The 12,675-nt window shown below is 46.5% G+C and carries 5 protein-coding genes; all 5 read right to left on the bottom strand.

Annotation, left to right across the window (positions count from 1 at the left end; translation table 11 throughout):
• Window positions 1-41: 41 nt before the first annotated feature.
• The 5 genes from EBI00_RS02560 to EBI00_RS15910 all read right to left on the bottom strand — a co-directional run bounded on the left by EBI00_RS02560 (window position 42) and on the right by EBI00_RS15910 (window position 12,674).
• Window positions 42-9,140: an LPD38 domain-containing protein gene (locus EBI00_RS02560; RefSeq protein WP_123094343.1), complete on the bottom strand. Its 9,099-nt coding sequence runs from the start codon at window positions 9,138-9,140 to the stop codon at window positions 42-44.
• Between the two features lie 68 nt (window positions 9,141-9,208).
• A complete protein-coding gene (locus tag EBI00_RS02555) occupies window positions 9,209-10,372 on the bottom strand; it encodes a hypothetical protein (RefSeq protein WP_123094342.1) in 1,164 nt (387 codons plus the stop codon).
• Window positions 10,369-11,091 (bottom strand): hypothetical protein, encoded by a 723-nt coding sequence (locus tag EBI00_RS02550; RefSeq protein WP_123094341.1) that lies wholly within the window; start codon window positions 11,089-11,091, stop codon window positions 10,369-10,371. Before EBI00_RS02550 ends, EBI00_RS02555 begins: the two co-directional genes overlap by 4 nt.
• Window positions 11,082-11,585 (bottom strand): hypothetical protein, encoded by a 504-nt coding sequence (locus tag EBI00_RS02545; protein WP_123094340.1) that lies wholly within the window; start codon window positions 11,583-11,585, stop codon window positions 11,082-11,084. The genes EBI00_RS02550 and EBI00_RS02545 overlap by 10 nt, the downstream gene beginning before the upstream one ends.
• A 138-nt stretch (window positions 11,586-11,723) precedes the next feature.
• Window positions 11,724-12,674, bottom strand: a complete 951-nt coding sequence (locus EBI00_RS15910) for a hypothetical protein (RefSeq protein ID WP_148039064.1) — start codon at window positions 12,672-12,674, stop codon at window positions 11,724-11,726.
• Window position 12,675: the final 1 nt, after the last annotated feature.

Genomic DNA, 12,675 nt, shown 5'->3' with positions numbered 1-12,675 from the left:
TAGTATGGTTATCCTGATCGTTAAAGGATTGATTGAGATCGCTATCTAAACAGCTCGTAGTATCGCAATGATGCATCTGAAGCTATCTCATTCCTTAGCTTTGAAAGCTCGTCTATTTTTTCACGCTTTTCTTTCGCGGTCATATTTGTGTTGATGTGAATCGCTTTGATTTTAGCGTTGATATCTGACAGCTTACTGGCTGTTTTGTTAATGCTCTTGCGAACTCTGAGTTTTTCCATACCTTTTATCTTTAGCTCTTCTGCCTTGGCTTTCTGCCCTTCTTTCAGCTGGCTTCTGATCTCTACATTGAGCTTGCTGACATCGTTTAGCATGTCGTAAAAACGGCCAACGTGCTTGCTAGTCTGCACACCATCTTTGTAGAACCTTCTGATTACTGGGAGTTGGCCAAGGTTTGCTTCTGGTTTGGTTGGCACTCCGACAACCGATTCTGTAGCGAGATCGCTAAGTGATAACGCATAACCGCCCAATGTACCGAAATAGCCTTTAAAGGCAAATTCTAGGCGTTTAGGTGAGCGCATCCATTCGGGTGCTTTATCAGGCATGGCCTCTGCTATCTGCTTCATAGTTTCAGACGTCCATGGGCTATATTGCCCTTCAGGTGTTCTGTATTGATCTCCAATGCTCAAAATAGGGCTGTCAGTAAAGCTGTTCTTATTTCTCGCGATATCAAGTGCCGGCTTGAATAGTTGAGGTGTTGCGTCCATAGCAAAGGTGCTTAGTACCATGTGAAGCAATCGATCAGCAAACAGTTTGTTATCAGCATCATCGCGCATCTGTTCGAAGGCGCGTTCAGGCAATGTGCCAAACACAGCGCCCACCTCAAACGGCTTGGGTATTCTGATGTGTTCGCCGCCGATCCAAGCGTGCCAATTGGCGTCACGGTCCCATTCTGGCAAGTCCCAATATTCCTCGTTGTCCCAGTTGGTGGCAAGCAAAGCAAGGCCAGCGGCCATAAGAATGACTCCTTTCAAGAAGAAAGATTTAGGGTTGTCTTTCGCCCCACGCCAAAGTCTGTCCAAACCTTGAATGCGAGCATTTAAGAAAGGCACCATGGTGATCAGGATTTGTGTTGCTGCCCAATCGCCACGTTTAGAGAAATTGATAACGTCTTGCGCTTCGTGTGCTGCTTCAGCTACGGTTCCACCATCTTTGATGACGGATTCAAACACCGCAATACGGTTGGCGTTTTCAAGCGATTGCCCTACTCGCATCCACGCGTCCCATAGCTGCTTAGGCTTGTGTAACGCACCGCCTTTTTTAAGCGTTGATAAGTGCTGCCTTACACTATCTGGTGCCGTGTCATAATATCCGCCACCACCTGCGCCTGCTGCCATCATTGCCCATTGCGTTTCCGATCTCTGCAAGCCTTTCGCTGCGCCTTTAATGGCGTCATAAAGTGGCGTTGTTTTCGCATTCACCGTTACCCAAGTGCTTAGCGTGTCACGCAAGAAGTTTGCGGCCATGAAGTCGGGGGCGGCAGTCACTAACGTGGTTAGCATGCGCTTTGGAATCTGAAATATCTTCATGATCCCGCTTACTCGCATGGGCCCTAACTGTGTAATGGCTCTAAACAGTGTTGGATCGGTCACGTTATATCGCTCAACTCTACCATTTCTGGTCACTGAAACCGTCCCCTTACCCGCTGTTTGGTAACGCTCAAGTTGGTTGCGCCATATCTTCAGCGTATCCTCGTCCATACTTGCTGGCTCGTACCCCATTGTTTCCAGCATTACCTTAACGTCTTCCATATCCATTTTAGCGGTCGGCATTTTTTCCATAGCCGTGCCTTCAGCAAGGTCAGCGATACGCTGCATAGCAATGTTTTTGAATGACGCATCCACCATGTGGGAGGTATTTCTTACCATGGATTCAAGAATATTTAGTTTCTCTACGCCTCCGCTTAATTTTTCTATGCCTGATTTTTGACCACTCAAGCCGCGCTTGCGCTTGAATAGGCTAAAGGCCTCTTCCTCTTGTGCCTCACTGACTCGATGGAATGGAACATAATCGTCATTTTCCCATAGCTTTCTTGCTTCTGGATCAATCAGTCCCGCCTGTTCGGTCATATCCAAAACGGCTCTGTTGAAGGTTGCCCATTCTTTTTGCGCTGTTTCAAATGGCTTTTTTAAATCCTCGTTTTTATCAACATAGCTTAAAATTTTACGGATTTGAGCACCTGTATAATTGCGCTCGCGCTTTTGAGACGCCTTGGCTTTACCTTGATCGAGCATAGATTTGGCTTCTCTCATATCACTTTGCCATCCTGCCATACCGCCCGGGTATTTCGCTGGCGCTGTCGCTCTTAGTTTAACCATCAATGCTCGCGCTGCTTTTATTTCTGCAAAGCCTTGGTTGTTCGCTCTTTCATCTTCTTCCATTAAGCGTTTGGCACGTCGCGCTCCCGCCCACGTTTCCCATAGTTCCATCTTTCCTGCATCTGCAATTGGCTGGAATATTTCAAGCAAACCTTTTGTGCCTTTCTTGATCTGGAACGCGCCATCTTTGTACTCTAATGCGCCCTTGCGCATCATTACTTCCATAACGGAATCGAGGTTGGCGGTTCGTAATGCTGCTTTGTAAGCGGACTCTTGCCCGTCCATCAACTTCCCCATGTTTATATCTTTTTCAAGGGATTCAATTGAGGCATACGAGTCGATTAGACCTTGCTTGATAATTGTTAAGTCAACTTCCTTGGCGTTGTTTGCATATCGCTTAGCTTTTTCCAAAATCGACTCTTGAGCTTTTGGCTTGGCTTGCGTATCACGAACGATTTTATCTATGTCGTCCGGTATATCAGACTTGATTGACAGGTTTATGCTGTCATTTACCCTGTCTGAATCGCTTTCCTTTCCGTCTAGATCTACTTTCACCATGTAACGGCTCTCGACTTTATCCCTTGCTGTTACCAGCATGTTGAGAATGTCATTGTCAGACCATTTGATATTGGGGAAGTAATTGCGTAGCCATGCTTTTAATTTGGCTACCAGCTTTCCGAGCAAAGACGGTTTTTCGTTCTTCTCAGCCATCTGAGCCACTTTTTCTTTGCCTAGAAGAATGCGTCCTTCTTTGGTTTTGAAGTCAGCACCATAGGCTTTTATTAAGTCCTGCAGTTGTTGAGGTCCATAGCTGTAAGCAATGCGCTCCATGATGGAATCACCGTCTTTGCCAAGCATATCGAGCACCGCTTTATGCCCCACCACTTCATGAAGGAAGATAGAAACCGCTTCTTTTTCGTCCCTGATACCATCAGCGATAAGATAGTTTTTGGCGCCAGCATTCACACCGCGAACCGTAGCATTCTCGCCTTTAGACTTAGACAATTGCTTCTTAACTAAGAGGCGAATAGCAAAAGGTAAATCGTTAACAGACTGCACTACATGAAAGGTGCTTTCTTCGTGAAGTTGCTTAATGAGCGGCTCTACTGCTTTACGTATGTCGTCAGCCTTCATGCCGCTTGCTGCGTTCGCGTTAAGTGACATTAGCGCTTCTTTGGGTGGCTTTAACTCATCAGTTACACTTATATCGCCATTTTCTGGCTTATCAATGATGATTGCCTTGGTTCGCACGGCTGTCGGGTTTAACGAGGATTTAAAGGCGTTTTCTGGTAATGCTTGGGTTTCGGCATCAAGATCATCAAGCCATTGACTGAATGCCTTATTACGTTTGTTTTGGCGTTCGCCTGCCATGCTAGACACGATCGCAACTAATCGACCGCCTGGCTTTAATTTGTCATAGGCATGCGCTACATGCTGAATGTCTTGATCGCTGCTGAACGGAGGATTCATAACGATGCGATCGTATTCGCCGATGCCACCGCTGTATTCAAGGAAATCATCACCAACAAGCTTGTAACCTTTTTCACTTAGTATTTCACGTAACTGGCCAGCCATTTCAACAGCATCGACTTTTGCACCGGCCTCTTTTGCTGCGTCTGCCAGTAAGCCATTGCCCGCAGAAGGCTCAAGTACTTTCATGCCAGCCTGAATATCGGCTAACTCAACTATCTCGCTAGCCGTTTCTCTTGGGGTTGGAAAGAAGTCATTGAAAGCATTGCGATTACCGACAACTGTGCGCTGTAGGTCTCGCTCCATAATTCCTAGCTTAGTCTGTGCCTCACTAACATTCGACAAACCATTTTCAATTTGCATGAACTCAAGCAAAGCAGCCCGTAAAGAGTTGCGATTTTTAATACCCATGCGTTCAAGGCGCTTAAGATCAGCGTTCATGTCTTTCGCGAAGTTGTATTTAAGTTCCTCTTGGTGGTTATCTACATACTTACGTAGAGCATCAAGCTCCTGCTGATTCATGTTAATAGTTTTAGAGTTATCGGCATTGGCGGTTTTGCGACGAATAGACCTTCCTGCCAAAACGTAGCCTTTAGATTTAGTCATCCGCTGGGCAAGATCATCAAGAAGAGCTGGACGAGCATCGATTAGTGGCATTTTTACATACTTAACTTTTGTCTCCGGTGCCACGTTATCTTTGAAAACAGTGTCGCCATTTCGAGTAGTTTGTTTTAGGTCAGATGGAGCGTAGTATTCAAGAGAGCGAACAAGTTTTTGCAATAAATCAATTTGTGTTTTTTGAGTTAAGCCCTTTAAAACAGACTGATTATTTTCTGCGATCGCTTTCATCATTGCGGCTGTTTTAAGCTCTTGGTTTGCTCGACTACGCGCAGAATCTGCCTCGTTCATTCGCTTAAACGTATTCTCTTTACGATCGGCATTGAGCACACCGCTTGCTTGTTGTTCTAAACGATCTGCCATGGCTTTTAGCTTCTCAGCTGATTTGGTTTTCTTAGCTGCTTTTGCTTCCTGCTTGCTCTGAGTAAGGTCAACATCTTCACCATTCACCCAACCACTAAACACCTCTGCATCCTCACGGGTTTTCAAATAAAAATTCCCGCGGTAGTACCCACCCCCCATAGAACGAGCAAAGGCCGCTGCTTCCTTAAATTTATCTTTTCCTAGTTTAGTGATCACTTTTACATTAAAAATGGTTTCGCCAGTTTTGCCGTGTTTAGATTCTTCTGGCTCACCTAGTTCAATAGCCTCTTCCTGATCTAAACCTGTTTTCACTACTGGCTTATCGGCCATATCCTTTTCAGCAACAAGACGATCATATTCGGCTAGCTGCTGGTCGGTTAAGTTATCGCGGCCTTTTGCACGAATAGCATCGCGGAAATCATCAAGCGTTTCTGGATTTTGGATGCGCTTATTACGCTCTTCGATTTGTTTAGTACGTTCTGCAATTTGGTCGCGACGGAACTGTGCGTAGTCGTCTACTTGCTGTTGAGTGAGTGTTGCAAGATGCTCACGGCTTTCTTTAATAATTCCTGCTTCATCGTAGCTACGTGACGTAATCATGCCAGACGTATTGCCGATAAAACGGTAATCCTTCAATGCCGAGGTATAAGCCATGTCAACCAACTTGGCTTTCTTGGTATCAGAGTATGCGTGGGTCACAAATCCCATTAGCTGCTTTTTATTAAGCTTATTAAGCTCTGCTTTTGCAGACTCAGGGTCGGATGCTAAACGCTCAAATCCATCTCGTAATTCTTCAATGGAAACGGGCTTTCCATCATCCATGCGTGAGCGAGCATCATTAAAATGTGCGTAGGACGGCCCATTAAACGACTCTGAGAGTTTTCGCGTAGCCTCTTTAGGTTTACCAGTAATGGTAATATCAGAGACTTCTTTACCAGTTGCGGCACTTTCTTCACTAATATCGGTATTTTGTTTACCAAGATCGTCTACTTGTTTACCACTAAGATTTGTCTCACTGGCATTATTTTCAATATTCGCTGCGGTCGTGTCAGATTGCTCTTGTATGGCTTTTCCACGCACCCCAAAACCTTTGTCTACGGGGACCACTTCGGCGTTGGGTGTGGTTTTGAATGTCTGAGAAAGGCGCGCTGTTTTTTCTGAGCTAAACGGTTTTCCGGATTTGCTTAGCTTTACTTCTTGTTGTTCTGGTTGTCCCGCTTGATCTCCTGTCTCCACTCGTCCGGTACCACTAGCGGTGCTTCGTCCTGGTGTTTCCCGCTGTTGTTCACCTCGTCCGTCGCTATTACTAGCATTTTGCGTAGCTGTTTCGGGCTGAGTTTGAATGGTGCTTGGTCTTTGTTGTCTAATTTGTTCGTTGGCATTGATTAAACCTTTTGCTGTAGGTGCTGGCGCTGTTCCGAACAGGCCTTCACTTTGGGAGTTTTGGAGCGCTGATTTCGCCTGAATAGCTAATGATGATAGACCATCGCCCATGCGTTTTGCTGATCGAATGTTGTTATTCAAGAAATTGGCTAGATCAGATGTCGCAGAATCAACCGGCTCCCCCTTCTCAATATCAAACTGACTTGTTAATTCTTGAAGAGCAATATTGTCCCGACGGCTTTTCTTGATTAGTGCAACTGCATCCACAATCGTTTTTGTTAGCTCTGGCAGATCACCGTTAAGCTTAGCGTAATTAGGTGCGGCGATTACAAGGGCATTTGTTACGCCCTTCACATCACTTGTCGTAGAGTCTGTAGCTTCATCAATCAACTCATTAGATTGATAGGCTTTAGCAAATATCGCATTTTGGAGGCGCGTCGCGCCTTGCTGAGTTAATGATCCATCTTTACCAACCAACCCCGCTCGCTCATTGTCGCTCAATCGCCCTAAAAATTTACTGATAAAAGCTTTGTTGCTAGGTGCAGCTACATCACCCGACTCAGGCAAGTTCACTAGATCCAAGTCTTCAGTTTGGATCCGCTGAGCATCGGATTTTGCTTGCTCCGACGGTTTCAAGCTTTGACCTTCGCTCGTGTTGGCATCCTTGGTATAAGCGGTTAATTCCTCCGGTGTCATTTCTGTTTGACGCTGGCGAACCAATACGGGGTTTTCAAACTGAGTCAACTCATCAGGGTTGATGCCAAAGCGTTCTGCATTTTGCTCTAGGTAGCTCTTGTAATTCCCTGCCTTGCCTTCGCTGTACGCTTTTCGGATGGCTAGCGTTCGACCGTTGCCGCTTTCAACCACACCATTTCGAACAATGGGCGCGCCCGTCGATACGTCAGCGCTTTCAATTAGCTTTTCAGGGATCAGGCCGTTTGCCATTCGATTGATTTGGTCGCGGCTTGAGTCTGTTGTTCGGTCGCGGTTCTGTAGCGCTTGCGGGTAGCTTGGATTGGGTGACAGGTCTTCGTTATTGCTCGTAACCAAGTCGTTGGCGTCAACGATATGGTATTGCAAATCTACAGGCTGATTTGATGGTGTGTAGGCTTTTGTGGTGTTGCCTTTCGCTGCCTTGATTTCAGTCTTGCTTTCTAGGCCATCAAGCTGCACCTGCTGAGACTGCTGTTTTTCTGCCTGCTGGCGTATTTTCAAATCATCACGTAAGTGCTTTGCTTCCTGTTCTTGCTGCTGTAGCAACTGCTGCTTACGTTTGACTTCCTGATAAACTGGATCGTCATTTTTACGGCTTGGTTGTGGCCCTGTGTATGGATCGGTTAAACCGTCGGATCGTGCGGGGCGAACATTGCTTTCAGGTTTTTCGCCATAAATGATTCCTGAGTCTTCAAGCGCTAGTACATCAGCCACCTTCTGTGGAGCCTCAAGCGGCAAAGGATCGCGCAACACTTCGCCATCGTAGACATTGCCGTCTTGCTGCTGCTCGGTGCCTTGAGGAAAGACTTGACCAAGGTATTCACCCTCTCTTCCTGTATTCCGTGGCTCACCAAATTGCCCCTCAAAGGCTGCTTGGTTCTTTTGACGCGCCTGGATTTGCTCTTGGCTTGGTTCTGGGCGCTCACCATAGATGATATTTTGATTGGGTAGAGCAAGCTGCTCTGGTTGAGTTTGTTGGCTTTCTACTGGGCCAGAAAAGTCCATAGGTTGCTCGCCAGTCAGTTCGGCTCGTCGCTGAAGCAGCTCATTTCGTTTTGCTTCAAGCTCTGCAAATTCAGATTCAGTTAAGTTGTCGCCATTTTCAACCATCAAGCCTTCAATCTCGGCAAGCTGTTGCTCTACAGCTTGATAGCCTTGATCTTGCTCAGAGAGGTTAAGTTGATCATCTGTATTGTCTTTAGGTTTACGAAAACGATTGAAAGAAGCGCCAGAGGCACCAAAAGCACCAAAAGCACCACCGACTGGACCACCAACAATGGCGCCTGTCAGCGCATCGCCAATTACATTATCCATTGTTTTAGTTGGTACCGCTGGATTAACCGCCATGTTAGAAATAGCTGTTTGACCACCGCTTTCAACAAACTCTTGTGAGCCTTCTGTAATAGCACCCGTTGCGGCCGCTTTACCAATACCGCCAGCTTCACCACGGAATAGCTTACCCATCACTGGCCCAAGTGCGCCCTGGGTAATCGCACCCATAATGGCACCATCTTTTGCCGCTTCGGTTGCCAGCTCTCGCGCCACGCTTTCACGCGCCTGCTCTAACGCTGCGGGATGGTCCAGCTCTTTTGTGTCTCGTAACTCCCAATAACGATTCTGAAAAATTTCAGCGTCTTTCAGGATATTAAAGTCTGCATTAGCAACGGTTTCATAGGCTTGATTACCTGTAGAACCGCCAATGCTCGCAGCACCGACACCACCAAAGCCTACTACATCAGCGCCTTTGTCTAACACTGTAGCCGCTTTAGCGCTTTTACCTGCAACTCCTGTTGCTTTGCCCGCCGCCGAGATGACCTTAGTAACACCAAATCCGGGGGCCATTGTTGGCGCAAAGCTACCCAATCCACTGATAAAGTTAAGGCCAAAACCTTTTGCGTTGCTACCCTCTTTAAAGCCGTAACCCAGCACACTACCGTCGTTTTCTTCCACGCCAAAGTTCTGGAACGCCTCGCGGCCACTTTCAGACATTTGATCGATTTGGTTGTTTGCTTGCTTACGTAACAAGTCGGCACCTTTACCTGCCGTCTCTGATCCGGTTAGGTATCTTGCACCGTCTGCTAGGTCGGCAACACCACTTAAAATACCATGCTGCAGCGCATCAACAGAGTCACCGAAAAAGCCTTGTTCGTTTTCTACTTTTGGTGCGTTGAGCGCTCGTTTTTCGCTTAATCTTTTTTCAATTCTTTTTTGGATTTGGGCCAATCGCGCCATTTCTTGTCTTTTCTGATTATCCACGGTGTTCTCCACAAAAAAAGCCGCCCTTCTGGGCGGCTTGTGATGTACTGGTTTGATTCAATGAGGTGTTATCGATACAGGGAGGCGTTAGGATCTAATGGCACGCTTCGCGAATATCGCTCATTCACACTGGACGACTGGAGTATTCCGCCTGGCTGGGTAGGTGTTGTTGGTGCTGGCTTTGGTCGTGGTATGCCCACTGAATAAGGGTCTGGTGCGGCTTGCCGTTGAGGGTTAGTGGCTTGCGTCTGGCCTGACTGGCCGTAAGGGCCATAATCCTCTTCAAATTCTTCTACTGTCATCGTTCCAGCCGCAACCATGAGTCTTGCGAGTTTGATTACATCGGGGTCTTCGTCTCGCTCTTCAAGGTACTTAATGTATTGCTCGCCTGTTGCTGAGTCCGTTTCAGTAATAGCAGGACGCTCACCTATCTTATCTCCCATATCGTTATAAATAGGTACCATAGTAATTTTCGACTCTTTATCTGCTGGCTGACGACTCTTAACGCGCTCAATCACGCCTTTTACTTCTTGAGCCGGTATACTGGCGACTTCATTACCGCTTGTGTCATAGCCAATAATCCCGCCATCTTTAGTCATATCAAAAGTGGCCACGTTTTCAAACTTGTTATCTTTTGACATGTTGACCATCATGGCTGCCCCCATAGGGTCGCCACTCTTAATCAGCTGAATCATTCTGTAACGCTTCATGTCCAGCGCCTCCGCGAGCTGAACTTGCGCTAATGCCTCATCCTTTTGGTTAACAATGTCAGAAATGCGCTTATCCCAGGCAAGTGCTTCTTCGCTGACTTTTTGTCCTGCTTCGGTGTTGCGATATTCTTTGTATTGATTGTCCAACTTCGCAGCCCTTATGCTTTGCTCTTGAGATTGTTGTTTAAAATTTTGATACTCCGGTGACAGCTCAATCTCTCTAGCAGTGTTTTGTTGTTGAATGCCGATGCCTTGTGCTTTCGCATTGGTCAGGCTTTGCCTCGCTGCGTCTAGGCCAATTCCTGCCATCTCTTGCCTTTGAGTTATTGCCTCTGGCGTCATTTTTTCTTCAGCCATAGCAGCATTAACACCGCCAATTCGCATGCCGATACCATGAGACTCTTGAGCTCGTTGATCTGCCGCTTGGCTTCGCTCTTCTTGCTTTTGGCGTAGTCCCCAGTTTCTGTTGCGCTCTTGGCCTTTTAGAAAGCCGTCTGCTAAATATCCTAATCCAAAACTCATCGATTAATCCCCAATAAACCTGCGCCAAACCTGCCTTGGTTAAATTCACCATCAGCAGAACCTTTCCACTTACCCTGATCATCATATGAGCCATAAGAATCCATAGCGGCCCCCGCTATACCCATGCCCATTTGGACTGCTCCCGACGTTTGCTGTCCATACATTTGTGCTTGAGTGCCATAGGCACTGGCTTGGTTAGCGTAGTTGCTTGACGCGCTACTCATTAATCCAGCAGACGACGATGGCAGCCCTTTACCAAGGCCCACAGCCGCCACTTTTTGGCTGTAGTCCATTTGCTCAGCGGTTGCTCTTGCCGTGTTTTGAGAATTGGCCTTAGCAACGGCTTTGGATATCGCGGACTTTCGAGTGTTCTCAGCGTAGGCGCCAGAATTCGGGTTAATCCCCATACGCTGCAAGTTTCGATTGCGAGACGCTTCTGCACTATCAAAGGCTGATTGCGTTGTTAAACCCGCCTTCGTGACCATTTCTTGCTGCTCAGCACTGCTAATCCCTGCGTTAGCAACAACCTCTTCTTCTAGTGGTCGATAGGTGGTTTTATAGTAATCGTACTGCTCCTTTGCCATATCAAGCTGCTGCTGAGCGATAGCGTTTTGAGATGCAAGCGCGTCACCTTGCTGGTCCATGGATTTGTTCGCGTTTTTGTTGGAGCTATAAGCAGAAAAGGCAGTTACACCCACTGCTGCGATGGCTACTGACATAGCGGACCCCCTTTGGTTTCAATAGATGGCTGCTTGTTCGATTCTGGCAAAGATTTGTATTCACTCATTGTGCGAACTGTCAGCTCTTTCACAATGTTTTCAGGGTTTGATTCATCGGTTTTATGCACTGTTACCCAGTGAGTATCTTCATAGGCATAACCCGCGCGTTTTCTTCCCGCCTTGCCATCCATAATATTCACACCCTGAAAACGCTTTATTCCGTCTGGTGTTGCCACTGCTATGTCACCGCTTAACATGATGTCCACGTAATCGAACTTATGCACGGCACCCGTCAATATGGTCCCTTTCGGGATTGTTATTTCTCGAACATACATGCCGTTTATAAATCGGTGCTCCACCGGCATTTCTACTTGCTCAAGCGTTAGCAGCTCCGCTTCTAGCTCTTCGATTTTCTCGTTCACCTTGCCCGCCAAAACCTGCTTAATGAACTCTTCTGATGGGATTAACTCTTTATTTTCTTGAGGGGTATTCATGACGTATACCTTTTTTTAGGCACAAAAAAACCGCCAAGAAGGCGGTTATTTGATAGGGTAATTGGTTTGCTTACACGTTTGGCAGCATGGGAAAACTATAGCTTATTCGTTATCATAAGTCAGCAATATGGTCACTAATTAAACGATGGCTCTCGTTGTAATTATTGGCGCGCTAAACGATGTCGCGTTTCCAGGTGTGTTGACCACGGCATAGTATGGGGGCGGGAAGCCTAACTGCTGATAATAAAGGTGGCTGCCGTACACAACAGAAGAGTCAACAACTTGGTTATTGTTGAGGGTTACTGAGCTTTGACTTAGATAACCGTCCGTTCCTTGCCACACTAAACCGAGTGTTTTGGTGCATCTTACTTCTGCCCAGCTATCTGTCCTGTACCCCACTATTTCCATCCTATAAAGCGTGGTACAACTTTGGTAAGACACAAGCTTGCTTTCGCAGCTATACCCGCCTCCTGAAAATCCACAAACATAGCCCTGCCCAAAAACATAGCTGCATTGATAGGTAGGGCTTTTGTAGCTACAAACAGTTTCATACTTGTAAGCCGTATTACATACTTGATAAGGCACCATAGCTGTGACTGGGTAAGTTGTTGATCCCCCGCTCGATGAAAACGTAATGCTGGGGCTTTGAGGGTTGCATAGAATGTACATATCCTGCTGTGTTGCCATTCCGCCACTACTAATATATCCCGTGTTTTTAACGTCCATGTAAGTATGGTCTGAGTGAAATTTCTGAGTGCCATTTTCGTCATAAAGTATGATTCCACAACCTTCTTCCGGCAGCGTATAGAATGGCACCAAAACAGCAAAGTTGGCGGTACCCGATCCACTCACGTAAAGCCTAACGCCTACCCTACGCCCTCCGCTAAAAATATAACCTAGAAAAGAAATACCAAAACCTAAATGCCTAATGGCTACCGTCATATTTGTGTGCGCAAACTCGCTAAATGATACCTCACGGTATCCCGTTGTCAGCCAAACAGACTTTTTACCCAAAAGAACAATGTTTCTATACTGGTCATCTAATTTAACCTGAGTGTTGTTGATTGTTACTTCAAAGCCGTAAGTCATT

It is taken from the genome of Marinomonas hwangdonensis (assembly GCF_003721245.1).
Classification (GTDB): Bacteria; Pseudomonadota; Gammaproteobacteria; order Pseudomonadales; family Marinomonadaceae; genus Marinomonas; species Marinomonas hwangdonensis.
This window is presented reverse-complemented; position numbering and strand designations above follow the sequence as displayed.